The organism is Streptomyces sp. NPDC050546 (assembly GCF_044457425.1).
Lineage (GTDB): Bacteria > Actinomycetota > Actinomycetes > Streptomycetales > Streptomycetaceae > Streptomyces.
Window position 1 is genome coordinate 251,311 of the sequence record NZ_JBITGX010000011.1, and the last position, 26,072, is coordinate 277,382.

The 26,072-nt window shown below is 71.1% G+C and carries 20 protein-coding genes; 4 read left to right on the top strand and 16 right to left on the bottom strand.

The genetic code is table 11. The annotated features are described in order from the left end of the window. Positions 1-19: 19 nt before the first annotated feature. A complete protein-coding gene (locus ACIBK5_RS27395) occupies positions 20-1,561 on the top strand; it encodes an MFS transporter (RefSeq protein ID WP_399023396.1) in 1,542 nt (513 codons plus the stop codon). Between the two features lie 19 nt (positions 1,562-1,580). Here ACIBK5_RS27395 and serA read toward each other — a convergent pair whose 3' ends face one another. The 6 genes from serA to ACIBK5_RS27425 all read right to left on the bottom strand — a co-directional run bounded on the left by serA (position 1,581) and on the right by ACIBK5_RS27425 (position 11,493). Continuing rightward, positions 1,581-3,170, bottom strand: coding sequence for a phosphoglycerate dehydrogenase (serA, locus tag ACIBK5_RS27400; protein WP_399023398.1), 1,590 nt, complete (start codon positions 3,168-3,170; stop codon positions 1,581-1,583). A 272-nt stretch (positions 3,171-3,442) separates the two neighbouring features. Beyond that, positions 3,443-4,441, bottom strand: coding sequence for a ketol-acid reductoisomerase (gene ilvC, locus ACIBK5_RS27405; protein ID WP_399023400.1), 999 nt, complete (start codon positions 4,439-4,441; stop codon positions 3,443-3,445). Positions 4,442-4,562: 121 nt separating this feature from the next. Further along, positions 4,563-5,087 carry an acetolactate synthase small subunit gene (gene ilvN / locus ACIBK5_RS27410; RefSeq protein WP_010048631.1) on the bottom strand — a complete coding sequence of 175 codons (525 nt, stop codon included), beginning with the start codon at positions 5,085-5,087 and terminating at the stop codon, positions 4,563-4,565. A gap of 21 nt (positions 5,088-5,108) precedes the next feature. Then, entirely contained in the window at positions 5,109-6,959 is a 1,851-nt protein-coding gene (locus ACIBK5_RS27415) for an acetolactate synthase large subunit (RefSeq protein ID WP_399023402.1), read from the bottom strand. Between the two features lie 225 nt (positions 6,960-7,184). Beyond that, positions 7,185-10,199, bottom strand: a complete 3,015-nt coding sequence (locus ACIBK5_RS27420) for a putative bifunctional diguanylate cyclase/phosphodiesterase (RefSeq protein WP_399023404.1) — start codon at positions 10,197-10,199, stop codon at positions 7,185-7,187. A gap of 343 nt (positions 10,200-10,542) precedes the next feature. Further along, entirely contained in the window at positions 10,543-11,493 is a 951-nt protein-coding gene (locus ACIBK5_RS27425; protein WP_399023406.1) for a 2-hydroxyacid dehydrogenase, read from the bottom strand. Positions 11,494-11,570: 77 nt separating this feature from the next. On the opposite strand from ACIBK5_RS27425, the gene ACIBK5_RS27430 reads away from it, so the two are divergent. Then, entirely contained in the window at positions 11,571-12,569 is a 999-nt protein-coding gene (locus ACIBK5_RS27430) for an aldo/keto reductase (protein WP_399023408.1), read from the top strand. Between the two features lie 207 nt (positions 12,570-12,776). Further along, positions 12,777-13,949 (top strand): PQQ-dependent sugar dehydrogenase, encoded by a 1,173-nt coding sequence (locus tag ACIBK5_RS27435; protein WP_399023410.1) that lies wholly within the window; start codon positions 12,777-12,779, stop codon positions 13,947-13,949. Between the two features lie 5 nt (positions 13,950-13,954). Here ACIBK5_RS27435 and ACIBK5_RS27440 read toward each other — a convergent pair whose 3' ends face one another. The 7 genes from ACIBK5_RS27440 to ACIBK5_RS27470 form a co-directional block, all read right to left on the bottom strand. Continuing rightward, a complete protein-coding gene (locus ACIBK5_RS27440) occupies positions 13,955-14,137 on the bottom strand; it encodes a DUF6191 domain-containing protein (protein ID WP_399023412.1) in 183 nt (60 codons plus the stop codon). A gap of 49 nt (positions 14,138-14,186) precedes the next feature. After that, a complete protein-coding gene (locus ACIBK5_RS27445) occupies positions 14,187-17,231 on the bottom strand; it encodes an AAA family ATPase (RefSeq protein ID WP_399023558.1) in 3,045 nt (1,014 codons plus the stop codon). A gap of 89 nt (positions 17,232-17,320) precedes the next feature. Beyond that, the gene (locus ACIBK5_RS27450; protein WP_399023414.1) at positions 17,321-17,506 is read right to left on the bottom strand and encodes a hypothetical protein; all 186 of its coding nucleotides are present in this window, start codon (positions 17,504-17,506) and stop codon (positions 17,321-17,323) included. A 210-nt stretch (positions 17,507-17,716) separates the two neighbouring features. Then, complete coding sequence (locus ACIBK5_RS27455; protein WP_399023416.1) at positions 17,717-18,289, bottom strand: hypothetical protein; 573 nt, start codon at positions 18,287-18,289, stop codon at positions 17,717-17,719. 35 nt (positions 18,290-18,324) lie between these two features. Continuing rightward, on the bottom strand, positions 18,325-18,897 hold the full coding sequence (locus tag ACIBK5_RS27460; protein WP_399023418.1) for a GNAT family N-acetyltransferase: 573 nt from the start codon (positions 18,895-18,897) through the stop codon (positions 18,325-18,327). Then, a complete protein-coding gene (locus ACIBK5_RS27465; protein WP_399023421.1) occupies positions 18,875-21,121 on the bottom strand; it encodes an MMPL family transporter in 2,247 nt (748 codons plus the stop codon). Before ACIBK5_RS27465 ends, ACIBK5_RS27460 begins: the two co-directional genes overlap by 23 nt. 158 nt (positions 21,122-21,279) lie before the next feature. Beyond that, on the bottom strand, positions 21,280-21,750 hold the full coding sequence (locus ACIBK5_RS27470; protein WP_399023422.1) for a hypothetical protein: 471 nt from the start codon (positions 21,748-21,750) through the stop codon (positions 21,280-21,282). A gap of 191 nt (positions 21,751-21,941) precedes the next feature. Between ACIBK5_RS27470 and ACIBK5_RS27475 the strand changes: the two genes are divergently transcribed. Next, a complete protein-coding gene (locus ACIBK5_RS27475) occupies positions 21,942-22,745 on the top strand; it encodes a methyltransferase domain-containing protein (protein ID WP_399023424.1) in 804 nt (267 codons plus the stop codon). A gap of 63 nt (positions 22,746-22,808) precedes the next feature. Here the strand turns inward: ACIBK5_RS27475 and gatB are convergent, their stop codons facing one another. The 3 genes from gatB to gatA are packed head-to-tail and all read right to left on the bottom strand — an operon-like array spanning position 22,809 to position 26,068. Continuing rightward, entirely contained in the window at positions 22,809-24,323 is a 1,515-nt protein-coding gene (gatB, locus tag ACIBK5_RS27480; RefSeq protein ID WP_399023426.1) for an Asp-tRNA(Asn)/Glu-tRNA(Gln) amidotransferase subunit GatB, read from the bottom strand. A 15-nt stretch (positions 24,324-24,338) separates the two neighbouring features. Next, the gene (locus ACIBK5_RS27485; protein ID WP_215118383.1) at positions 24,339-24,578 is read right to left on the bottom strand and encodes a hypothetical protein; all 240 of its coding nucleotides are present in this window, start codon (positions 24,576-24,578) and stop codon (positions 24,339-24,341) included. Then, the gene (gatA, locus tag ACIBK5_RS27490) at positions 24,575-26,068 is read right to left on the bottom strand and encodes an Asp-tRNA(Asn)/Glu-tRNA(Gln) amidotransferase subunit GatA (RefSeq protein WP_399023428.1); all 1,494 of its coding nucleotides are present in this window, start codon (positions 26,066-26,068) and stop codon (positions 24,575-24,577) included. The genes ACIBK5_RS27485 and gatA overlap by 4 nt, the downstream gene beginning before the upstream one ends. Between the last annotated feature and the right edge of the window lie 4 nt (positions 26,069-26,072).

Below are 26,072 nucleotides of genomic sequence, written 5' to 3' on the forward strand. Positions count from 1 at the left end.
CGGTCGTACAGTCCTGCCCATGACGACAGAACCGCACTCTCCCGCCCGCGCCGGGCGCCGCGAATGGACGGCCCTGGGCGTGCTGATGCTTCCGCTTCTGCTGGTCTCGATGGACGTCTCCGTCCTCTACTTCGCGATCCCCGCGATCAGCGCCGACCTGGAGCCGAGCGCCACCCAACAGCTGTGGATCTTCGACATCTACGGCTTCGTCCTGGCCGGCCTGCTGATGACGATGGGCTCGCTGGGCGACCGCATCGGCCGCCGCAGGCTCCTGCTGTTCGGCGCCGCCGCCTTCGGTACGGCCTCCCTGGTGGCGGCCTACGCGAACAGCGCCGAGACCCTGATCGCCGCCCGTGCGGTGCTCGGCATCGGCGGCGCGACGCTGATGCCGTCGACGATGGCGCTGGTGCGCACGATGTTCACCGACCCCGCGCAGCGCACCAAGGCGATCGGTCTGTGGTCGGGCGTGATGACGGCCGGCATCGCCCTCGGCTCGGTGATGAGCGGCGTGCTCGTCGAGCACTTCTGGTGGGGCTCGGTCTTCCTGGTCAATCTGCCCGCGATGGCGCTGCTCCTGATCCTCGGGCCCTTCCTGCTGCCCGAGTCGAGGAACCCGCGCCCCGGCCGCTTCGACCTGCTGAGCGTTCCCCTGTCGATGGCGGCCGTGCTCCCCGTGATCTACGGCCTGAAGGAGCTCGCGTCGCAGGGCTGGGACGTGCGGTACGCGATGTCGGTGACCGTCGGACTGCTCTTCGCCGCGCTCTTCGTCCACCGCCAGCGCACGGCGGTGTCCCCGCTGATCGCACCGGAACTGTTCCGGGCCCGCGGCTTCACCCCGGCCGTCGTCCTCAACCTCGTCGCCGCCTTCGGCATGATGGGCTCGGCGTACTTCACGACCCAGTACATCCAGTCGGTCCTGGACATGGGCCCCCTGGAGGCGGCGCTGTGGAGCCTGCTGCCGTCGGTGCCCATCGGACTGGCGGCCGTGGCCGGCGCACAGCTGGTGCAGCGGGGCGTTCCGCGCGCCTACGTCGTCTCCGGAGGCTTCGCGGTCACCGCTTGCGGTTATGTCCTGCTGGCCCTGGCCGGCACGGACTCACTGTGGCTGCTGCTCGCCGCGTGCGCCGTCCTGGCCTCCGGCGCCGTGGTCGTCATGTCACTGTTGGCGGACCTGGCCCTGAACGCCGCCCCGGTGGAGAGGGCGGGCGCGGCCTCGTCCCTGCTGGAGACGGGCACGGAGTTCGGCGGCGCGCTGAGCATGGCGTTCCTGGGCTCCATCGGTACGGCCGTCTACCGCCACGAGATCCCGGCCTCGGCACCCGCCCCGGCCCGCGAGACCCTGGGCGGCGCCCTGGCCGTCGCCGAACAGCTGCCGGGGCGCGCGGGGGACGCCCTGGCGACGGCGGCACGCGAGGCGTTCACCAGCGGTATGCACGCGGCGGCGATCACCAGCACGGTGCTGCTGGCCGGAGCAGCGGTGGCTGCCACCGTGACCCTGCGGCGCGTTCCCGCACAGCAGAACGCCGAACGGGCTGATCAACTCAGCCCGTCCGGCGTTTGAGAGCGAAGCCCCAGAAAGGTCAGACGAGGTTCACGGAACGGGCGGAGGTCGCACCGATCTCCTCCGCCACCTCGGCCAGCACCCCGGCGGTCACCGTGTCGTCCACGGTCAGCACCGCCAGCGCCTCGCCGCCGACCGCGGCACGCGACACCTGCATGCCGGCGATGTTGATGCCCGCCTCGCCGAGGATGCGGCCCACCGTGCCGACGACACCCGGACGGTCCTCGTACCGCAGCACGACCATGTGCTCGGCGAGCGCGAGGTCGACGTCGTACTCCCCGACCGCGACGATCTTCTGGAGGTGCTTCGGGCCGGCCAGCGTGCCGGAGACCGACACCTCCTCGCCGTCGGCGAGGGTGCCGCGCACGGTGACGACATTGCGGTGCTCGGACGCCTCGGAGCTGGTCGTCAGGCGTACCTCGACACCGCGCTCCTGCGCGAACAGCGGGGCGTTCACATAGGACACCGTCTCGTCGACGACGTCCTCGAAGACACCCTTGAGTGCGGACAGCTCCAGCACCTTCACATCGTGCTGGGTGATCTCGCCGTACACCTCGACGTCGAGGCGGACCGCGACCTCACCGGCGAGCGCGGTGAAGATCCGGCCGAGACGCTCGGCGAGCGGCAGGCCCGGCTTGACGTCCTCGGCGATGACACCGCCCTGCACGTTCACCGCGTCCGGGACGAGCTCACCGGCGAGGGCGAGTCGCACCGAGCGGGCGACGGCGATACCGGCCTTCTCCTGCGCCTCGTCCGTGGAGGCACCGAGGTGCGGGGTGGCGACGACCTGGTCGAACTCGAAGAGCGGGGAGTCGGTGCACGGCTCCTTGGCGTACACGTCGAGACCGGCACCGGCGACCCGGCCCTCCTTGAGGGCGGAGTACAGCGCCTCCTCGTCGACGATCCCGCCGCGCGCGGCGTTGACGATGCGCACGCTCGGCTTGACCTTGCGCAGCGCCTCGTCGCCGATCAGGCCGAGGGTCTCGGGCGTCTTGGGGAGGTGGACGGTGATGAAGTCGGAGACCTCGAGCAGCTCGTCCAGCGACACGACCTTGACGCCCATCTGAGCGGCGCGGGCCGGCTGCACATAGGGGTCGTAGGCGACGACCTTCATGCCGAAGGCCGACATGCGCTGGGCGACGAGGGCACCGATACGGCCGAGGCCGACGACACCGAGGGTCTTCTCGGCCAGCTCGACGCCCGTGTACTTGCTGCGCTTCCACTCGCCGTTCTTCAGCGCGGCGTTGGCCTGCGGGATGTTACGGGCGGTGGCGACGAGCAGACCGCAGGCCAGCTCGGCGGCGGTCACGATGTTCGAGGTGGGGGCGTTGACGACCATCACGCCGGCCTTGGTGGCGGCGGAGACGTCCACGTTGTCCAGGCCGACGCCGGCTCGCGCGACGACCTTGAGCTTGCTCGCGGCGGCGATCGCCTCGGCGTCGACCTTGGTGGCCGAACGGACCAGGATCGCGTCCACATCGGCGATGGCCGGGAGCAGCTCGGCCCGGTCCGCTCCGTTGCACTGCCGGATCTCGAAGTCCGGGCCAAGCGCGTCAACGGTGGCGGGCGACAGCTCTTCAGCGATGAGTACGACGGGTTTCGAGCTCACGTGAGTCCTCACAAGTCCAATGCTGCGGACGGCCGTCCCGACGGCCGCAGGCGGTGGAGGGGTGCTTGCCGCGTGGAAGACGCACGACGCTGTGGGCCTGACGCGATGTATGTGTGCAGCAGTCTAGTGGCGCACCTGGCGTCGTCCTGTGCCGCTGCGGAAGGATCACCCGTCCGTGGCCGGACGGGATGGACAACGCCGTAGCACCGACGTTACCCCGGGTTCGCCGAAGGGGCCGGAGCGGGGATGCTCCGGCCCCTCGGCCGTGAGGCTTACGCCTCCTCGTCGACCCAGCTCATGAGCTTGCGCAGCTCCTTGCCGGTGGTCTCCAGCAGGTGCTCGGAGTCCTGGGTCTTGTACTCGTTGTACTTCTTCAGACCGCCGTGGTACTCGTCCATCCACTGCTGGGCGAAGGTGCCGTCCTGGATCTCGGCGAGGACCTTCTTCATCTCGGCCTTGGTGGCGTCCGTGATGATGCGCGGGCCGGTGACGTAGTCGCCCCACTCGGCGGTCTCGGAGATCGACCAGCGCATCTTCTCCAGACCGCCCTCGTACATGAGGTCGACGATCAGCTTCAGCTCGTGCAGGCACTCGAAGTAGGCGATCTCCGGCTGGTAGCCGGCCTCGGTCAGGGTCTCGAAGCCCGCCTTGACCAGCGCGGCCGTACCACCGCAGAGAACGGCCTGCTCGCCGAAGAGGTCGGTCTCGGTCTCCTCGGTGAAGGTCGTCTTGATGACGCCGGCACGGGTGCCGCCGATGCCCTTGGCGTACGACAGGGCCAGCGCGAAGCCGTTGCCCGTGGCGTCCTGCTCGACGGCGGCGATGCACGGAACGCCGCGGCCCTCCTCGTACTGGCGGCGGACCAGGTGGCCCGGGCCCTTCGGGGCGACCATGGCGACGTCGACGCCGGCCGGGGGCTTGATGAAGCCGAAGCGGATGTTCAGGCCGTGGCCGAAGAACAGCGCGTCGCCGTCCTTCAGGTTGTCCTTGATGTGCTCCTCGTAGACCGGGGCCTGGATCGGGTCCGGGACGAGGATCATGATGACGTCGGCCTCGGCGGCGGCCTCCGACGGGCTCACCACGCGCAGGCCCTGCTCCTCGGCCTTGGCCTTGGACTTGGAGCCCTCGTGCAGACCGACGCGGACGTCGACACCCGAGTCACGGAGCGACAGCGCGTGGGCGTGGCCCTGGCTGCCGTACCCGATGACCGCGACCTTGCGGCCCTGGATGATGGACAGGTCGGCGTCGGCGTCGTAGAACAGCTCGGCCACTTTGGGTTCTCTCCTCGGGAGTGCAGGTGTTGCGTCCCACCGTATGACGGGGGGCGGAAGGGAAGTCTGAGGGTCTCGGAATACGGGCGGCCGACGGCGCGCCGACCGCCCGTTCCAGGTCTTACGCCGACCGGTCCAGGGCGCGCAGCGACCGGTCCGTGATGGAGCGGGCGCCACGGCCGATCGCGATCGTGCCGGACTGGACCAGCTCCTTGATGCCGTACGGCTCCAGCATCTTGAGCATGGCGGAGAGCTTCTCGCCGGATCCGGTGGCCTCGATGGTGACGGCCTCCGGGGAGACGTCGACGGTCTTGGCGCGGAACAGCTGGACGATCTCGACGATCTGGGAGCGCGTCTCGTTGTCGGCGCGCACCTTCACCAGAACGAGTTCGCGCTGCACCGCCTGCGACGGCTCCAGCTCGACGATCTTGAGCACGTTGACGAGCTTGTTGAGCTGCTTGGTCACCTGCTCCAGCGGCAGGTCCTCCACCCCCACGACGATGGTGATGCGGGAGATGTCGGGGTGCTCGGTGACACCGACGGCGAGCGAGTCGATGTTGAAGCCGCGGCGGGAGAACAGGGCGGCGATCCGGGCGAGGATGCCGGGCGTGTTCTCCACCAGGACGGAGAGCGTGTGCTTGGACATGATCTTTTACGTCTCTCTCGCTCAGTCGTCTTCGTTGTCGCCGAAGTCGGGGCGGACGTCCCGGGCGGCCATGATCTCGTCGTTGGAGGTGCCGGCGGCGACCATCGGCCAGACCATCGCGTCCTCGTGGACGATGAAGTCGACGACGACCGGGCGGTCGTTGATCGAGTTCGCCTCCTCGATGACCTTGTCGAGGTCGTCCGGGGACTCGCAGCGGATGGCGTAGCAGCCCATGGCCTCCGACAGCTTCACGAAGTCGGGGACGCGGGTGCCGCGGGCCTGCGGGTTGACGTCGTCCGGGCCGGAGTGCAGGACGGTGTTGGAGTACCGCTGGTTGTAGAAGAGGGTCTGCCACTGGCGGACCATCCCGAGGGCGCCGTTGTTGATGACGGCGACCTTGATCGGGATGTTGTTCAGGGCGCAGGTGGTGAGCTCCTGGTTGGTCATCTGGAAGCAGCCGTCGCCGTCGATGGCCCAGACCGCCCGCTCGGGCGCTCCGGCCTTGGCGCCCATGGCGGCCGGGACGGCGTAGCCCATCGTTCCGGCGCCGCCGGAGTTCAGCCAGGTGCCCGGCTTGTCGTACTCGATGAAGTGGGCGGCCCACATCTGGTGCTGGCCGACGCCCGCCGCGAAGATCGTGCCCTCGGGCGCGAGCTGGCCGATGCGCTGGATGACCTGCTGCGGGGAGAGCGAGCCGTCCTCGGGCTGGTCGTAGCCGAGCGGGTAGGTGTCGCGCCAGCGGCTCAGGTCCTTCCACCACGAGCTGTAGTCGCCCTGGTGGCCCTCGCTGTGCTCCTTCTGGACGGCCTGGATCAGGTCGGCGATGACCTCGCGGGCGTCTCCGACGATCGGCACGTCGGCGGCGCGGTTCTTGCCGATCTCGGCCGGGTCGATGTCCGCGTGGACGATCTTGGCGAAGGGGGCGAAGCTGTCCAGCTTGCCGGTGACGCGGTCGTCGAAGCGGGCACCGAGGGCGACGATCAGGTCCGCCTTCTGCAGGCCGGTGACGGCGGCCACCGAGCCGTGCATGCCGGGCATGCCCAGGTGCTGCGGGTGGTCGTCGGGGAACGCGCCGAGCGCCATCAGGGTGGTGGTGACGGGCGCGCCGGTCAGCTCGGCGAGCACCTTCAGCTCTGCGGTGGCCTTGGCCTTGAGCACGCCGCCGCCGACGTACAGCACGGGCCGCTTCGCCTGGGTGATCAGCTTGGCGGCCTCGCGGATCTGCTTGGCGTGGGGCTTGGTCACCGGGCGGTAGCCGGGCAGGTCCATGGCGGGCGGCCAGGAGAAGGTGGTCTTCGCCTGGAGAGCGTCCTTGGCAATGTCGACCAGGACCGGGCCGGGGCGGCCCGTGGAGGCGATGTGGAAGGCCTGCGCGATGATCTGCGGGATGTCCTCGGCCTTGGTGACGAGGAAGTTGTGCTTGGTGATCGGCATGGTGATGCCGACGATGTCCGCCTCCTGGAAGGCGTCCGTGCCGATCGCCTTGGACGCCACCTGGCCGGTGATCGCGACCAGCGGCACGGAGTCCATGTGCGCGTCGGCGATCGGGGTGACCAGGTTGGTCGCGCCGGGGCCTGAAGTGGCCATGCAGACGCCGACCTTGCCGGTGGCCTGCGCGTAGCCGGTGGCGGCGTGACCGGCGCCCTGCTCGTGCCGGACCAGGACGTGGCGCACCCTGGTGGAGTCCATCAGCGGGTCGTAAGCGGGAAGGATCGCCCCGCCGGGAATGCCGAATACCGTGTCGGCGCCGACCTCCTCGAGAGAGCGGATGAGGGACTGCGCGCCCGTCACCTGCTCGGGGGCGGAGTGTCCTCCGGATCGGGGCCGGGGCTGCGGGTGATGGGCCCCGGTGGCCTGCTCGGTCATCGGCATTCTCTTCTCAGATGCTGAGGGTTTTTTGCGAGGTTTGTGCGGTTTTCGTCTGCTGCACGTAAGGCCCCTGTGCAACAAAAAACCCCTCGTGCCATAAGGCAAGCGAGGGGAGCGCGCCGGGTGGAGTCACTGAGCGGTCGAGGCTCAGCGTCAGCCGACGCGCTTTCCAAGTACGAGAATTCGGGTGCGCATGGCACAGACCCTCCCCCCGGCACACACTCACTGTCAAGTGGGTGGGACGGGAGTCTCATTATGTGAGCGTAGGGCCGTACCGCCTCCGATGACGGCGGACACTCCCGAGCTGTACACCCGCGGGGCACCGCCCGCGAACGCCGGCTCGGCCGGTCCGTTCGGCACCGGATAGTGACCGCCGGCCAGGGCCCGGCGCAGCCGGTACTCGTCGAGCGGTCCGGAGAACGCCATGCCCTGCCCGTGCGTGCAGCCCATCGCGCGCAGGGCGACGACCTGCTCGGGCAGGTCCACCCCCTCGGCCACGGACTTCAGCCCGAGATCGGTGGCGATGCGCAGCAGTCCACTGGTGATCTTGTACAGCCGGGCGGACTCGACGACACCCTCGACCAGGGCGCGGTCGAGTTTCAGGATGTCGACGGGGAGCCGCCTGAGGGCCGTGATCGCCGCGCAGTCACCGCCGAACCCGTCGAGGGCGATCCGGACGCCGACCCGCCGCAGGGCGCCGAGACGCCGCTCCAGCTCGTCCGGCGAGACCTTCGGACCGGCGTCGGACAGCTCGATGATCAGCGACCCGGACGGCAGCCCGTGCCGGGTGAGCAGCGTCTCGATCGAGCCGAGCGGCATCGACCGGTCCAGCAGTCGGCGGGCGCTCATCCGGACGACGACCGGCACGGACAGCCCGGTCGCCTGCCGCTCGGCGGCCTGCTCGACGGCCTCCTCGATCATCCACCGGCCCAGCTCGGCGGTCTTGTCGCTGTCCTCGGCCACGCGCAGGAACTCCGCCGGGGTGAAGAGCACCCCCTGCGAGGAGCGCCAGCGCGCCTGCGCCGACACCGACGTGATCCGGCCGTCCTCCAGGCAGACCACCGGCTGGTGCAGCAGGGCGAACTCGCCGTCGTGCAGCGCGGCCCGCAGGCGCGTGGCCAGCTCCGCCTTGCGGACGACGTCCTGCTGCATCTGCGGCTTGTACAGCTCCACGCGGCCCTTGCCGCCGGCCTTGGCGCGGTACATGGCCAGGTCGGCGTTGCGCAGCAGCTCGCCCGCGCCGAGGCCCGCATCCGCGAAGGCCACGCCGATGGAGGCGTTGACACGGACATCGTTGCCGTCGATGAGATACGGCTGGGACAGCGTCCCCCTGAGGCGGTCGGCGAGTTCCACTATGTGCCGTTCCCGGGCGGCCCGGTCGCGGGTGTTGTCCCCGACGATCAGGGCCGCGAACTCGTCACCGCCCAGCCGGGAGGCGGTGTCGCCCTGCCGGACGGAGTCCTGGAGTCTGCGGGCGGCCTGGACGAGCAGCTCGTCCCCCGCCTGGTGCCCGATCGTGTCGTTGACGGCCTTGAAGCCGTCGAGGTCGATGAACAGCACGGCCGTGTTCCGCAGGGCCACGCCCCGGTCGGAGGCCCGGCGGCCCGAGAGCGCGTGCTGGACGCGCTTGGTGAACAGGGCGCGGTTGGGCAGGTCCGTGAGCGGGTCGTGCTCGGCGTTGTGCTGCAACTGGGCCTGGAGCCGGACCCTTTCGGTCACGTCCCTGCTGTTGAAGATGAGGCCGCCGTGATGGCGGTTGACGGTCGACTCGACGTTGAGCCAGCCTCCGTCGCCCGACCGGAAACGGCACTCGATGCGCGTGGTGGCTTCCTCGACCGGGTTGGCGGCGAGGAACCTGCGCGCCTCGTGCACGACGCAGCCCAGGTCCTCCGGGTGGATGAGACTGGCCAGTTCCGTACCGACCAGATCCTCCGCAGAGCGGCCGTACACCCCGGCGGCCGCCGGGGAGACGTACCGGAGGACGCCGCTGGGCGCCGCGATCATGATCACGTCGCTGGAGCCCTGCACCAGGGAGCGGAAGTGGTTCTCCTTCTGCGCCAGTTCCTGGGTGAGGGTGATGTTGTCGAGGAGCATGATGCCCTGGCGCACGACCAGCGCGAGCACGACCGTGCCACCGGTCAGCAGGACCACGCGGTCGACGCTGCGGCCGTTGAGGACGTTGTAGAGGATCCCCAGCGTGCACACGGCGGCCGCGAGATACGGCGTGAGGGCGGCGAGGGAGCCGGAGATGGGCCGGGCGGCCGGATACCGTCCGAGCTCGCCTACGGGTGTGGGCGGCTGGTGGTGCGGGCCGCCGCGCTGCCCTGGCACATGCTCGTGCACCACGCGTGTGCGCCCCGCCGTGCCCTGCCGGTCCGGGCCGTGCCGGTCGGTGTCCGGCGTGCGGGGCGCGGCCCACGGGGCGTAGGCCAGGAGCAGCGAGCCGGCGAACCAGCCCGCGTCCAGCAGCTGGCCGGAGCGGTAGTCGTGGTGCATCAGCGGCGAGGTGAACAGGGCGTCGCACATCACGGTCAGCGCGAGCGCGCCGATGGCGGTGTTGACCGCGGAGCGGTTCCCCGCCGACCGCCTGAAGTGCAGCGCGAGGACCATACTGACCAGCGCGATGTCGAGCAGCGGGTAGGCCAGCGACAGCGCGGTGTGCGCCACGCCCGGCCCTTCCGACTTCGCGGCCTGGGCGAGGGCGAGGCTCCACGCCAGGGTGAGCAGCGAGCCGCCGATCAGCCAGGCGTCCAGCCCGAGACAGACCCAGCCGGCCTTGGACACCGGCCGCTTGGCGAGCACGAGCAGTCCGACGATCGCGGGCGGCGCGAAGCACAGGAAGAACAGGTCGGCGTAGCTGGGGCTGGGCACGGGCAGTCCCAGGACCACCTCGTACCACCCCCAGACCAGGTTGCCGAGGGCCGCCATGGCCGAGGAGAGGCCGAACAGGAGCCAGGCGGGCCGAAAGCGGGTGCGGCGGTTGCGGGCGTAGAGGAAGCACGAGACGGAGGCGGTGGCCGCCGCGGCGCTCAGCCCGAAGTCGCCCATGATGAGGGCCACTTGGTATGAGCCCCAGCCGAGCGCGGAACCGACGGCGTATCCCGCGCAGACCAGGGTGAGGACGAGTTGGAGGGCCAGGCCCGGCCGATGGCCGCGGGCCGGCGTACGGGGCAGCAGCACCCCCGGCGACGGAGGCTGTGCCCGCAGCGCTCCGTCCAGCATCGGGGTCGGCGGCGCGCTCACCGGACCCTCCCGGTCCGTACCGCTTGATGGTGATCACTGTGATGGGTGTGGTGGCCGCCGTGATCGGCGTGCCGGCCGCGTCTGAACGCGGCCGTCCACCAGGGTCGCCGCCGGCCGCCCCGTCCCGTCGGATCGCTCGTCCATAGGCCGCGCATCGCCTGTCGCCCCCCTCACAGTCCGAAGTGTCCGTCCCCGGCGCCGAAAGTCCCCCGGCGCTGCCCCTGTCGGGACGATACACCAGTCTCGTCACTCAGGGACATAGGTTCTCTACGCTCCGTGACGATCAACAGATATATGAGTACCCACCGCACCCGAAGGATTGCGGACGGTACCCGAGGTCGGTTCAGCCTGTTGATGCACCCGTCGTAAGGATCACGTTGCGGAGCGGCTCCCGGTTCACATAACGGTTCAACTGGTCCACCAGGAGCCGCTTGGCGCGCGGAAGGAACGCGGAGGTGGGTCCGCCGACGTGAGGGCTGATGAGTACCCCCGGCGCACGCCACAGCCGGTGTTCGCGCGGCAGGGGCTCGGGGTCGGTGACGTCGAGGGCCGCGGTGATACGGCCGGTCTCCACCTCGGCGAGCAGGGCCTTGGTGTCGACGACGGGGCCGCGGGCCACGTTGACCAGGAGCGCGCCGTCCTTCATCCGGGACAGGAAGTCGGCCCCGGCCAGGCCTCGGGTGGCCTCGGTGAGCGGCGTGGACAGGATGACAATGTCCGCTTCCGGGAGCAGGGAGGCGAGTTCGGTGAGCGGATGCACCGGACCGCGCGCCGTGGTGCGCTCGGAGCGCGCGACGCGCGCCACCCGCGCCACCTCGAACGGAACGAGCCGGTCCTCGATGGCCGCACCGATCGAGCCGTATCCCACGATGAGGACGTTCTTGTCGGCGAGCGCGGGCCGGAACCCGCCGAGCCACTCCCCCCGGTCCTGTGCGCGGACGAAGTCGGGGATCCCGCGCAGCGAGGCCAGGATCAGCGCGAGGGTGAGCTCTCCGGTGCTGGCCTCGTGCACCCCGCGCGCGTTGCACAGCCGCACGCCCGGACGCAGGTGCCGCAGCCCGGGCTGCACGTGGTCGATCCCGGCCGAGAGGGTCTGCACGACCTGGACGTGGCTCATCTCCGGCATCGGGCGCACGCACAGCGGGCTGGGCTTCATGTAGGGGACGACGTAGAAGGCGCAGTCCGCCGGGTCCGCGGGGAACTCGTCCCCGCCGTTCCAGTAGCGGTAGCCGGGCCCCTCGGGGAGCCCCTCGATCTCGTCCGGCGGGATGGGCAGCCACACGTCAGCAGTCATGCTCCGGAGGCTATGTCAGGAGCCTGCGACGGCAGAGGTTAGGTTGGGGTGGCCGGAACAGGGAGGGTCACGACCAGGTGGAGCGCAGGACGATCGGCGCGGCGGCGCTCGCGGTGGGGGCCGTCGGACTCGGGTGCATGCCGATGAGCTGGGCTTACAGCACGTCGCGACAGCGTGGTGACGAGTCGCTCAGGGCGGTGCACCGGGCGCTCGACCTGGGCGCGTCCCTGCTGGACACGGCCGACATGTACGGCCCCTTCACCAACGAACTGCTGGTGGGCCGGGCGTTGAAGGAGCGCCGGCCCGACGCGTTCGTGTCGACCAAGGTCGGTCTGCTCGTGGGCGACCAGCACATCGTCGCCAACGGCCGCCCGGGGTATGTGAAACGTGCCTGCGACGCCTCGCTGCGGCGGCTCCAGACGGACGTCATAGACCTCTACCAGCTGCACCGGGCCGACCCGGAGGTGCCCGTCGAGGAGACGTGGGGCGCGATGGCGGAGCTCGTCCAGGCCGGGAAGGTGCGGGCGCTCGGCCTGTGCGCGGTCGGCGCGCGGGCCGGCCGGCGCGGCGGGGCCCGGCTGCACGACGCGACGATACGGCAGCTGGAGCGGGTGCAGCAGGTCTTCCCGGTGAGCGCGGTGGAGGCGGAACTGTCGGTGTGGTCGCCCGAGGCGCTGGAGGCCCTGCTGCCGTGGTGCGAGACCCGGGGTGTCGGCTTCCTCGCCGCGATGCCGCTGGGCAACGGCTATCTGACCGGCAGGCTGCGGACCGGCGCGGGCTTCGAGGCGGACGACCTGCGCGCCCGGCACCCCCGTTTCACGGGCGAGATGATGGCCGCGAACCAGCCGATCGTCGCGGGCCTGCGCCGCGTGGCCCGCCGCCACGGCGAGCACATCACCCCCGCCCAGGTCGCCCTCGCCTGGGTCCTCGCCCAGGGCCCGCACGTGGTCCCGGTCCCGGGCACGAAGCAGGAGCGCTGGGTCACCGAGAACGCGGCCGCGACGACCCTGCGCCTGACGCCGGACAACCTGCGGGAAGTGGCGGACCTGCCCCGGGCCCAGGGGTCGTGGGACTGAGCCTCGGCCTGGCGCCGTGGCGTTCGAAGCGTTGGGGCCGTGCAGCGCGTTCGGACCGTTCGGAGTGTTCAGCGCGTTCGGACCGTTCGGAGTGTTCGGCGCAAACCCGCCCATGGCCCCCTGTTCTCGGTTCGGGGTTCGGCGATCGGGAACTTGTGAGGCGCGAGCGGTGTATGACAAGGAGAACCCCGCCGCGTCGAAGGGACCATGATCGTGCAACGTCGAGCCGTGCCGGCCGTGTTGGCCGCCGCCGCGCTCCTGCTGACGGCCGGTTGCTCCTCCGACGGCGGAGGATCTTCCGGCTCGGACGAGGGCGCCTCCCCGAGCCGTACGGCACCGCAGTCCTCCGCGCCGCCGGGGAAGGCCGGCGAGGACTCACCTCCGGCCAAGGGCTCGGTGCAGGTGGTGCGCACCGTCGCCGAGGGCCTGGACTCCCCCTGGGGCCTCGCTCCCCTGCCGGGCGGCGGCCTGCTCGTCTCCTCCCGGGACGACGGGACGATCGTCCGGGTCGACGAGAAGACCGGGAAGAAGACCGAGCTGGGCGAGGTGCCGGGCGTATCGGCCGCGGGTGAGGGCGGCCTGCTGGGCATCGCGCTGTCACCCGACTACGCCTCGGACCACATGGTCTACGCATACTTCACCTCGGCCTCGGACAACCGGATCGTCCGGATGCTGTACGACGAGAAGAAGCCCTCCGGCGAGCAGCTGGGCGCTCCCGACACGGTCTTCAAGGGCATCCCCAAGGGCTTCATCCACAACGGCGGCCGGATCGAGTTCGGCCCCGACAAGATGCTCTACGCCGGCACCGGCGAGAGCGGCGACACCGGCCTGTCCCAGGACAAGGACTCCGTGGGCGGCAAGATCCTTCGTCTGACCCCGGAGGGCGAGCCGGCGCCCGGCAACCCGTTCTCCGGCTCACCGGTGTACTCGTACGGCCACCGCAATGTGCAGGGCCTCGCCTGGGACACCAGGCAGCGGCTCTTCGCCTCGGAGTTCGGCCAGGACACCTGGGACGAGCTCAACGCGATCAAGCCGGGCGACAACTACGGCTGGCCGGAGGCCGAGGGCAGGTCGGGCGACGGGGACTTCCACAACCCGATCGACCAGTGGACCACGGCCGAGGCGTCCCCCAGCGGCATCGCCTACGCCGAGGGGTCGATCTGGATGGCGGGTCTGCGCGGCAAGCGGCTGTGGCGCGTCCCGCTGGACGGCACGCAGGCCTCGGCCGAGCCGCAGGCCTTCCTGGACGGCGAGTACGGCCGGCTGCGCACGGTGGTCCCCGCGGGCGGCGACCGGTTGTGGCTCGTGACCAGCAACACGGACGGCCGGGGCAGCCCGAAGGACGGGGACGACCGGATCCTGGAGCTGCGGGTGAAGTAGCCCGCTCACTCCTCGGTGTTCTCCGGCTCCTGCGGCGGGCGTACGACGACCTTCCCGGACGACAGGTCTATCGGGCCGCGTCCGGGATCGCCGTCCCCGGTGTCCTCGCGGGTCAGTTCCAGGCGGTTCTGCTCGTCACGGGTGTGCTTGCGGCCGGGCGAGAACAGTTCCTCGAACACGTTGAACACGGATCCTCCCTGAACCGCGACACCCCCGACGTCCCTTACAGCGTATGCCTCAGCTCACCGGACCTGGCAGGACGGATTCCGCCGGAAAGAGCCCCAGCCGGTGCGCCACCGCCGCCGCCTCGCCGCGCCCGGAGACACCGAGCTTCGCCAGGATGTTGGAGACGTGGACGCTCGCGGTCTTCGGGGAGATGAACAGTTCCTCGGCTATCCGGCGGTTGGTGTGGCCGACGGCGACCAGGCGCAGCACGTCCCGTTCCCGGCTGGTGAGACCGAGGGCCTCGGCGGGGTCGGCGGGGGCGAGAGCCGGTTCCGGGACGGACGTGAGCGGGAGGCGGGCGCGCTGGGCGAGCGCGGCGGCGGACTCGGCCAGGGGCCCGGCGGCGAGGTGGCGGGCGACGGCGTGGGCGAGGCGCAGCAGTTCCGTGGCGCGGTCGCGCTCGTCCTCGCCGCCGTCCGTCAGCAGGGACTCGGCCAGGCGGTACCGGACCCGGGCGAGGTCGTAGGGCCGCTCCAGGGGTTCGAAGGCGGAGACCACCTCCGACCAGGTGTCCGGGGTGCTCCGGCCCTCGGCGCGGTGGAGTTCGGCGCGGACCCACCGCTCGTGGGCGAGCCAGACGGGGGCGTTGGTGGTGACGCGCTTTGCGGCCCCCGCGATGCCGTCGAGGGCCTCCGCGCGGCCGTCCCGCGCGGCGGGCAGGGCCCGGGCGTCGGCCTCCGCGGTGGCCGCTTCGAGCAGCAGCGGCCAGGCGTAGCGCTGGGTGCCGGGCGGGAAGCCGGACCCCAGGGTGCGCGCCAGTTCGGCGCGGGCGTCGGAGAGGCGGCCCTCGGCGACGGCGACGGCGATCGTGAGGCAGGAGACCGGGAGGTCGTGCTGCGGCACGGGGTCGAGCGGGCCGTAGGCGGCGCGGCCCTCAGCGAGGTGGCGGGCGGCCTCGGAGAGCCGGCCGCGGGCGAGCGCGAGGAACGCCAGGCTGTTGGCGCCGGAGCCGTGCGGCCCGGCCGTCTGCCCGCGCCGCTGGGCGTTGCCGGCGGCTTCGACGGCCTCGTCCCAGCGGCCCAGCGAGATGAGCGACTCCGCGAGGTTGCTCCAGATCCAGGCCTCGGCGACCCGCAGGCCCATCGCCCCGGTGAGCCGCAGGCCCTCGCGCAGGATGTCGACGGACTCCTCGGAACGGCCGACGCCTTCGAGGACGGACGGCAGGTTCACATGGCTGCGGCCCACGATCGACGCGAGGCTCCGGGCGACCACCTCGTCCCTGACCTCGTACATGTGCGTGAGTCCGGCCTCGATCTGCCCGGCGTCGACCATGAGGCCGCCGAGGGTGAGCCGGGCGTTGGCCTCGATGTCCTCGGCGCTCACCATGCGCGCGTACTCGACGGCCCGCTCGGCGGCCGTCAGTGCTTCCGGGCCGGGCTCGTGGAGCATCGACCAGTGGGCGGCCGTGGCGAACACCTCGGCATGCACCTCGGACGGCGGCAGCCCCCGGACCAGCTCCTGTGCGGTGGCGATCTCCTGCCGGCCGTCGCCGCGGGCGAGGCTCTGCACCAGCCGGGAGCGCTGGATCCAGAACCAGGCGGCACGCAGGGGGTCGTCCTCGTCGTCCAGCAGGCGCAGCGCCCGCTTGGTGATCTTCAGGGCGCGTTCGCGCTCCCCGCAGAGCCGTCCGGCCACGGCGGCCTCGGCCAGCAGGTCGAGGTGGCGCAGCGCGGTGGCGGCCGGGTCGCAGCCGCAGGGCGGGTAGACCTCGGCGTGGTCGACGGGGCGCAGGGTGCGGCGTACGGCTTCGGGGGCGGCGTCCCACAGTTCCATGGCCCGTTCCAGCAGCCGCAGTTGCTCGGAGTAGGCGTGGCGGTGGCGGGCCTCGACGGCGGCGTCGAGGACGGCGGGCAGGGCCTTGGCGGGGTCGTGGGCGTGGTACCAGTAGCTGGCCAGGCGGGCCGCGCGCTGGTCGGCCGGGACGAGGGTCGGGTCGGTCTCCAGGGCTTCGGCACAGCGGCGGTTGAGGCGGGAGCGTTCGCCGGGGAGGAGGTCGTCGCTGACGGCCTCGCGGACCAGGGAGTGGCGGAAGCGGTAGCCGTCGCCGCCGGTTGCGGGGGCGAGGATGCTGGCGTTCACGGCGGCCCGCAGCGCCTCGATGAGGTCGTCCTCGGGGAGCCGGGCGACGGCGGCCAGCAGCCGGTACTCGACGGTGGAGCCGCCCTCGGCGACGATCCGGGCGACCTGCTGGGCGGTCTCCGGCAGCCCTTCCACGCGGACGAGCAGCAGGTCGCGCAGGGAGTCGGTCAGGCCCGTGCGGCAGCCCTCGTGGCCTGCGACGGCGAGTTCCTCGACGAAGAAGGCGTTGCCGTCGGAACGTTCGAAGATCGCGTCGATCCGGTCCGGGTCGGGTTCGTGGGCGAGGATGCCGGCGACCTGGCGGCACACCTCCTCGCGGCTGAAGCGGGCGAGTTCGACGCGGCGGACGGTGCGGAGCCGGTCGAGTTCGGCGAGCAGGGGCCTGAGTGGGTGCCGGCGGTGGATGTCGTCGGAGCGGTAGGTGGCGAGGACGACGAGGCGGCCGGTGCGCAGGGTGCGGAAGAGATAGGTGAGCAGGTGGCGGGTGGAGGCGTCGGCCCAGTGCAGGTCCTCCAGTGCGAGGACGACCGTGTGATCGGCGGCGACGCGCTCCAGCAGGCGTGCGGTGAGCTCGAAGAGGCGGGCCATGCCGTCCTCGTCGTGCCGTCCGGTGCCCGACTCGCCCAGTTCGGGCAGCAGCCGGGCCAGCTCCTCCTCCTGTCCGGCGGCCGCGGCGGCCAGCTCGCCGGGGAGTTCGCGGTGCAGGGCGCGCAGCGCGGTGGAGAACGGCGCGAAGGGCAGTCCGTCGGCGCCGATCTCCACACAGCCGCCCAGTGCGACGACCGCTCCCCGGCGGCGGGCGGCGGCGGCGAACTCCTCGACCAGGCGGGTCTTGCCGACTCCGGCCTCCCCGCCGATGAGCAGGGCCTGCGGCTCGCCCTCCCGGGAGCGGGCGAGCGCGTCCTGCAGCGTGCCCAACTCCTCGGCACGGCCGACGAACACGGGGCTGACGGACCTGGTCTCCACGGCTCCGAGCATCGCATGCGCGTCTGACACGACGGCACCGGTTTTCCGCTGAGCAGACAGGACATCGACGGCCGCCGCTCCGACCGGTGCCGTCCCGCCGTTCACGCGGCCCGTGCGGACCGGGTTCGGCGCAAGCCCCGGGTATGGCTTTCGTGCTCGGCGGAGTTCCCGGCCGCCGCGCGGCGGGCGGTGCGGCGGGCGCGGGTGGCCTCGCGGACGAGGCGCTGGTGGTCGGCCCGGCGGATGAGGTCGGCGGTGCGCAGTCGCTGGAGCTCGTACTCGAACATGGCGTGTCCTTGGTGAGAGGTGAGAGGTGAGAGGCCGGTCACGGAGGGGTTCTCCGTGATGGCTTCACTCTCGTCTCCCAGGCGGGTCGGCCACATCGGGAGAGTTCCGCATCTTCGGCGGCGATCGGGGCCTTAGACACGGCTGAGGGGCCCCAGGGGCTCCGTAAGGTGCTTACGGAACTCCTAAGACCCCTCAGGACCTGCGGTGACTCAGCCTGCGGAGGGCAGTCCGAGCAGGATGCCGGTGTACTTGAGGACGGCCAGGAACAGGCCGATGACACCGAGCGCGACGCCCGCCCAGGCGACGGACTTGATCCAGGGGGCCTGGATCCTGCCGGGCGTGCCGAACGCGGGCCTGGCCAGCGTCACGACGCCGACGACCAGCGCGACCACGGCGAACAGGCCGCCCCACAGGGCGGTGGCCTGCCAGGCGTCGCCGTAGACCGCCTGGATCTGCTGGGCCACGCCGGCCCCCTGTGCGGTCTCCAGCTGACCGACCAGGTTCTGGCGCGCCGCGGCGATCGTGCCGACCCAGCTGCCGGTGAGCGAGACGACGCCCAGTGCGGCGGAGACCACGGCGGCGGCACCCTGGCCGATGCCGGAGGGGGCCTCCTCCTTGGTCTCGGCGACGGTCTCGGTGACCTCTGTCTCGACGACCTCGGCCTCGGCCGGGGCATCGGTCTCGGTCTCGGTCCGGGTCGCCTCGTCGGACTCGGTGGTGTCCACCGCCTTCTCGGTCGTGGCCTCGGTGGCCTTGGTCTCGTCCACTGCGTTCGTTGCCATGTCTCGCACCGTAAAGTCGCTGTCTGAGAAGTCTCTTAATGATCGTTGTGAGTGGCACGCGCGCGTGCGGCGCGCCACTCGGGTGCCAGCACCGACCAGACTTCGAGATCGTGCCGTACGCCACGATAGGGGTGCGCCTCGCGTCGCACACCGTCGCGGGTCATGCCGAGGCGCTGGGCCACGTTCAGACTCGGCTGATTTCCCGAGGCGGCGACCCACTCGATCCGGTGAATGCCGCGCTCTTCGACCGCCCAGTCGATGAGGACGCGCATCGCCCGGGTGACCAGGCCGCGCCCGGTCCCGGCGGGCTCCAGCCAGCAGCCGACCTCGCAGTTGCCGGTCGCCGCGTCGAAGTTCAGGAGCAGCACGCCGCCCACCAGCTCGCCCTCCAGCCACAGGCCGTGCAGCGACCCCGTGTCGGCGGCGCGCATGTCGGCGTACAGCTGGAGCTTCGCACGGGCCGAGGCCGGGTCCGTCTCGGTCGTCCCGAACGGGATGTACTGCCCGATGAACTCCCGCCCCCGCTCCAGGTGTGCCAGGAACTCCTCGGCGTGCCAGGGCTCAAGGGGTTTCAGCTGGGCGTCGTCACCCAGGGATATCGCGTACATCCCGCTGCCGCTCCTCCTCCGCCAGGACGTCCGCAACCTCGGCGTCCGTCGCGGCGGCCAGCCTCTCATGGGCGGCCCGGGCCTCGGGCGGTTCGATGCTGATCCGCGGCAGGCGCTTGTCGAGCCAGCGGGGCAGCCACCAGTTGGCGCCGCCGAGCATGTGCATGAGGGCGGGGACGAGGAGCGTCCGCAGGACGAAGGCGTCCAGGGCGACGGCGGCGGCCAGGGCGATGCCGAACATGGCGATCACCCGGTCGCCGCTGAGGACGAAGGCCAGGAAGACGGAGATCATGATGACCGCCGCCGAGTTGATCACCCGGCTGGTCTCGGCGAGGCCGACGCGCACGGCTCGCCGGTTGTCGCCGGTCTCCAGCCACTCCTCGTACATCCGGCTGACCAGGAACACCTGGTAGTCCATCGAGAGGCCGAAGAGCACCGACACCATGATCACCGGCAGGAAGGGCTCGATGGGGCCGGCGCTGCCGAGGCCGAGGAGTTCGCTGCCCCAGCCCCACTGGAACATCGCGACCACCACCCCGAAGGCGGAGGCCACTGCGGCCACGTTCATCGCGGCGGCCTTGAGCGGGATGCCGATCGACCGGAAGGCGAGCAGGAGCAGCAGACAGCCCAGGCCGATCACGACCCCGACGAAGACGGGCAGCTTGGAGACGATGACGTCGGCGAAGTCGTCGTAGCCGGCCGTCATGCCGCCGACCTGCACATCGAGCGAGGTGCCCGTCTCGGCGCGCGGCAGCACCTCGCCGCGCAGCCGGTCGACGAGGTCGCTGGTCTGCTTCGACTGCGGCGAGGAGTCCGGTACGACGGTCAGGTACGCGGTGTGACCGCCGGAGTCGAAGGTCACGGGGGTGACCGAGGCGACGCCGTCGGTGGCGCGGAGGGTGCCGTCGAGGTTGTCCAGGGCGAGCTTGTCGTCGCCTCCGTCGACCTTGGTGACGAGGGTGAGCGGGCCGTTCACCCCGGGCCCGAACCCGTCGGCGAGGAGGTCGTAGGCCTGGCGGGTGGTGGCCGCCTTGGGGTCGTTGCCCTGGTCGGAGGTGCCCAGGTGCAGGGAGAACGTGGGCAGCGCGAGGACGGCCATGACGACCAGGGCGACCGCGCCGAGCACCTTGGGGTGGCGTTCCACGAACGCCGACCAGCGGGCGGCGAAGCCGGTGGGCAGCTCCGGTTCGGGCCCGTGCTCCGCCAGGCGGCGGCGTTCGCGGCGGCTGAGCGCGCGCATGCCGATGAGAGACAGCAGGGCGGGCAGCAGGGTCACGGAGGCCGCGACGGTGAGGACCACGGTCAGGCTGGCCGCGATGGCGACGCCGTTGAGGAAGCTCAGCCGCAGGATCAGCATGCCGAGCAGGGCGATGCAAACGGTGGCACCCGCGAAGACGACCGCCCGTCCCGTGGTGGCGACGGCGTTCGTGGCCGCCTCGGCGACCGGGAGACCGCGTTTCAGCCCGCGCCGGTGGCGCGTCACGATGAACAGCGCGTAGTCGATGCCGACGCCGAGCCCGATCAGCATGCCGAGCATGGGGGCGAAGTCGGCGACGGTCATCGCGTGCCCGAGCAGCACGATCCCGGCGTAGGCGGTGCCGACGCCGACCAGGGCGGTGGCGATGGGCAGCAGGGAGGCGGCGAGCGAGCCGAAGGCCAGGAACAGCACAACCGCGGCGACGACCACGCCGACGATCTCGGCGACGTGCCCGCCGGAGGACTGGGTGAGGGCGACGGCGCTGCCGCCCAGCTCCACCTGGAGCCCGTCGGTCTCCGCGCTCTTCGCGGTGTCGACGACGGCCTTGGCCTCGCCCTGGTCGATGTCCTCCGCCCGGTCGTCGAAGGTGACCGTGGCGTACGCCGTACGGGCGTCCTCGCTGATCCGGCCCGTGCCCGGCCCGTCGTAGGGGCTGGTCACGGAGGCCACACCGGGCAGATTCTCGACCCGGTCCAGGGTGCGGGTCATGGTCTGCTCGACGTCGGCGGCGCGGACGGTGCCGGACGTGGTGTGCCAGACGACGGTGTCGCTGTCGCCGCCGAGCTGCGGGAAGCCCTCGTGCAGCAGCTCGGTGGCGCGGCCCGACTCGGTGCCGGGGACCTGGTAGTCGTTCGAGTAGGCGGAGCCGGCGACGGCGGCGCCCGCGGCCACCCCCGCGCAGGCCAGCAGCCAGAGCAGAACGGTGACCAGACGGCGTTGGACACACCAGCGTGCTAGGGCTGCCACGAAACGTGCTCCCAGGGTGACTTTTTGTGGATCTTTGGCCGGGAGCGGTCGTCCATGACCTGAACATCCAGCAAAGAACGCATGAGCAATGCGGAGCCACTCTTACAGGCGCGTGAGATCGTTTGTCGCTTTCGTGGGCTTATTCACAACGACCGTGATCAGTCGAACTGGTCCCCCAGCGCCATCACCATCGTCCCCGCGATCAGCAGCCACAGCGCCCGCCGGGTGCGTCCACGGGAGCCCAGCACGGCGGCGCCGGCGCACACGACCGCCCCGCAGGCGTACGCCGCCGGGACGAGCGCCGGGGCGGCGGGGCGGGTGAGGCGGAGCAGCGCTGCGGCCAGGCCCGCGAGGGTCAGCAGGACACCGGTTCCGGCGGCGGTCCAGCGAGCCCGCCGCGCGTCCTCGTCATCGTCATCCGGATCGTCGTCGTCCGGATCGCCATCGGCGTCGTCGTCCGGATCGTCGTCGGCGTCGTCGTCCGGCTCATCGTCGGCGTCGTCGTCCGGATCGTCCGCGTCGTCGTCCGGCTCGTCGTCCGGCTTCTCGTCCTGGTCGGCTTCCTGAACGGCGGCCGTCTCCGAGTCCGCTATCTCTGCGTCGGTGTCGGAATCAGCGCGTCCACTCATGGCCGAGACGGTAGCGCGTCGTGAACGAAAACCGGGTGCGGGGTCGTACGGCCCCCTGTTAGCGTCCGCCGGTCCGAGGAAACGCCCGCGGCAGCCCGCCGCCCGGCCGAAGCAGGTGCATTGTTTGACGGTCCGACCGAGCTCCGACGCATCCCCTTTCCTCCTCAAGGACTCAAGGAGCCCGTTCACCGATGTCGGACATCACTTCCCGGACCTCGAACGACCCCCTCTCTGACCGCACCGGCCACCCCGGCTACCCGCGCAGCAACCGCTACGACGCCCGCTGGACCATCGACAACCAGATGGGCCCGCACGCGCTCTGGCTGCTGGAGTGGCTGGCCCCGGCCCTGGGGCTCGACACCCTGAGCCCCGGCTCCCGCGTGCTCGACCTGGGCTGCGGACGCGCCATGACGTCGATCTTCCTCGCCAAGGAGTACGACGTGTCGGTCACCGCCGCCGACCTGTGGATCAAGCCCGACGAGAATGCCGGGCGTATCGCCGAGGCCGGCGTGGCCGACCGCGTGCTGCCCGTGCACGCCGAAGCGCACGACCTGCCGTTCGGCGAGGGCGGCTTCGACGCGATCGTCTCCGTCGACGCCTACCAGTACTTCGGCACGAACGACCTGTACCTGCCCCAGCTGACGCGACTGCTGAAGCCCGGCGGGCGGATCGGTGTCGTCGTACCGGCGCTGCGCGAGGAGATCGACGGCGTCGAGCCGCCGGAGCACCTCAAGCCGTTCTGGGAGCCCGACTTCTGGTGCTTCCACACCGCCGCCTGGTGGCGTCGCCACTGGACCCGCAGCGGGGCCGTGGAGGTCGAGACGGCCGACTGGCTCGAGGACGGCTGGCGCGACTGGCTGCGCTGGTGCGAGGTCATCGCCGACGAGCACACCGACGAGTGGCACATCCGGATGGCCGGCCGGTGCGCCGAGATGCTGCGCCTCGACCAGGGGGCGAATCTGGGCTTCGTCCGGGTCGTGGGACGCCGCCTGTAGAGACACGCACAGGGGGGATGCACCGGGTCTTCCGGTGCATCCCCCCTGTCGGGTCCGCGGGGGTCAGCCCTCGCTGACGCCCAGCTTCTCCAGGATCAGCTCCTTGACGCGTGCCGCGTCGGCCTGGCCCCGGGTCGCCTTCATGACCGCGCCGACCAGGGCGCCGGCCGCGGCCACCTTGCCGCCGCGGATCTTGTCCGCGACGCCCGGGTTGCCGGCGATGGCCTCGTCGACGGCCGTGCCCAGCGCGCCCTCGTCGGAGACGACCTTCAGACCGCGCTTGTCGACGACCTCGTCCGGGGTGCCCTCGCCCGCGAGGACGCCCTCGATGACCTGCCGGGCCAGCTTGTCGTTCAGGTCGCCCTTGTTGACCAGCTCGGTGACCCGGGCCACCTGCTCCGGCGTGATCGCCAGCTCGTCGAGGGCCTTGCCCGACTCGTTGGCGCTGCGGGCCAGCTCGCCCATCCACCACTTGCGGGCGGAGGCGGCGTCGGCCCCGGCCTCGATGGTGGCGACGATCGGCTCCAGCGCACCGGCGTTGAGGATCGCCTGCATGTCGACGGCCGAGACGCCCCACTCCTCACGGAGCCGGCTGCGGCGGACCAGGGGCAGCTCGGGCAGGGCGCCCCGCAGCTCCTCGACCCACTCGCGCGACGGCGCCACGGGCACCAGGTCGGGCTCCGGGAAGTACCGGTAGTCCTCGGCCTCCTCCTTCACGCGGCCCGAGGTCGTCGACCCCGTGTCCTCGTGGAAGTGCCGGGTCTCCTGGATGATCGTGCCGCCGGAGGAGAGCACGGCCGCGTGCCGCTGGATCTCGAAGCGGGCCGCGCGCTCCACGGACCGCAGGGAGTTGACGTTCTTCGTCTCCGAGCGGGTGCCGAACTTCTCCCGGCCGTGCGGGCGCAGCGACAGGTTCACGTCGCAGCGCATCTGGCCCATCTCCATCCGGGCCTCGGAGACGCCGAGCGCCTTGATGAGCTCGCGCAGCTCACGGACGTAGGCCCGCGCGACCTCGGGGGCACGCTCGCCCGCGCCCTCGATCGGCTTGGTGACGATCTCGATGAGCGGGATACCGGCGCGGTTGTAGTCGAGCAGGGAGTGGGACGCGCCGTGGATACGGCCGGTGGCGCCGCCGACGTGCGTCGACTTGCCGGTGTCCTCCTCCATGTGGGCGCGCTCGATCTCCACGCGGAAGGTCTCGCCGTCCTCCAGCTGTACGTCGAGGTAGCCGTTGAAGGCGATCGGCTCGTCGTACTGGGAGGTCTGGAAGTTCTTCGGCATGTCCGGATAGAAGTAGTTCTTCCGGGCGAAACGGCACCACTCGGCGATCTCGCAGTTCAGCGCGAGGCCGATCTTGATCGCGGACTCGACGCCGGTCGCGTTGACGACCGGGAGCGCGCCGGGCATGCCGAGGCAGACGGGGCAGGTCTGCGTGTTGGCGTCCTGGCCGAGCGCGGTCGAACAGCCGCAGAACATCTTGGTCTTGGTGCCGAGTTCGACATGGACCTCGAGGCCCATGACGGGGTCGTACGACGCGAGTGCTTCCTCGTACGACGCCAGGTCGGTCGTGGTGGTCACGGTGAAACTTCCCTCTCAGCCCAGCAGGACGTCGTCGTCGCCCAGCCGCTTCAGCTCGCGGTAGAGGATGGCGAGGCCGGTGACGATGGCGACGGCGGACACGGTGGCGTCGATCAGGACCAGCGTGTCCTGCTCGGCGCGGGCCTTCTTCAGCCGCTTGGCGACGCCGATCGCGCCGAACGCGGTCCCGGCCATGGACAGGTACGTGCCGGACTTGGACTTCTTGAAGCCCTTGGCCTTGGTCAGTGCACTCACAGCGACGGAGCCTCCTCGATCAGCGGATGGCCCCACTTTTCCACGAAGGCGGCCTCGACGGCGGCTCCCACCTTGTAAAGGCGGTCGTCCTTCATGACGGGGGCGATGATCTGCAGGCCGACCGGGAGGTTGTCCTCCGGGGCGAGACCGCACGGCAGCGACATGGCCGCGTTGCCCGCCAGGTTGGTCGGGATGGTGCACAGGTCGGCGAGGTACATCGCCATCGGGTCGTCGGCGCGCTCGCCGATCGCGAAGGCGGTGGTCGGGGTCGTCGGCGAGACGATGACGTCGACCTGCTCGAACGCCTTGTCGAAGTCCTGCTTGATCAGCGTGCGGACCTTCTGGGCGCTGCCGTAGTAGGCGTCGTAGTAACCGCTCGACAGGGCGTACGTGCCGAGCATGATGCGGCGCTTCACCTCGGGGCCGAAGCCCGCCTCACGGGTGATCGACGTGACCGCCTCGGCGGAGTTCGTGCCGTCGTCGCCGGTCCGCAGGCCGTAGCGCAGGCCGTCGAAGCGAGCGAGGTTGGAGGAGCACTCGGACGGCGCGATCAGGTAGTACGCCGACAGCGCGAGGTCGAAGGACGGGCAGTCCAGCTCGACGATCTCGGCGCCCAGCTCCTTCAGCAGCGCGACGGACTCGTCGAACCGCTGGATGACGCCGGCCTGGTAGCCCTCGCCGCGGAACTGCTTGACGACGCCGACACGCATGCCCTCGACGCTGCCGTTGCGGGCGGCCTCGACGACCGCCGGGACGGGCTCGTCGATGGAGGTCGAGTCGAGCGGGTCGTGTCCGGCGATGACCTCGTGCAGCAGGGCCGCGTCCAGGACCGTGCGGGCGCAGGGGCCGCCCTGGTCGAGGGAGGACGAGAAGGCGACCATGCCGTAGCGCGAGACCGCGCCGTACGTCGGCTTCACACCGACCGTGCCGGTGACGGAGGCCGGCTGGCGGATGGAGCCGCCGGTGTCGGTGCCGATGGCGAGCGGGGCCATGTGCGCGGCCAGCGCGGCGGAGGAGCCGCCACCGGAGCCGCCGGGGATCTTGGTGAGGTCCCAGGGGTTGCCGGTCGGGCCGTAGGCGCTGTTCTCGGTGGAGGACCCCATGGCGAACTCGTCCATGTTGGTCTTGCCGAGGATGACGACGTCGGCGGCCTTCAGGCGCTGGGTGAGCGTCGCGTCGTACGGCGGGATCCAGCCCTCGAGGATCTTCGAGCCGACGGTGGTCGGGATCCCCTCGGTCGTGAAGATGTCCTTGAGCGCCAGGGGAACGCCAGCCAGCGGACCGAGCTTCTCCCCCTTGGCGCGCTTCTCGTCGACGGCACGGGCCTGGGCGAGGGCGCCCTCGCGGTCGACGTGCAGGAAGGCGTGCACCTTCTCGTCGACGGCCTCGATGCGGGCGAGGTGGGCCTCGGTGACCTGGACGGCCGTGAGTTCGCCGGAGGCGATCTTCGCGGCGGTCTCGGCGGCCGTGAGCTTGATGATGTCCGTCATGGCG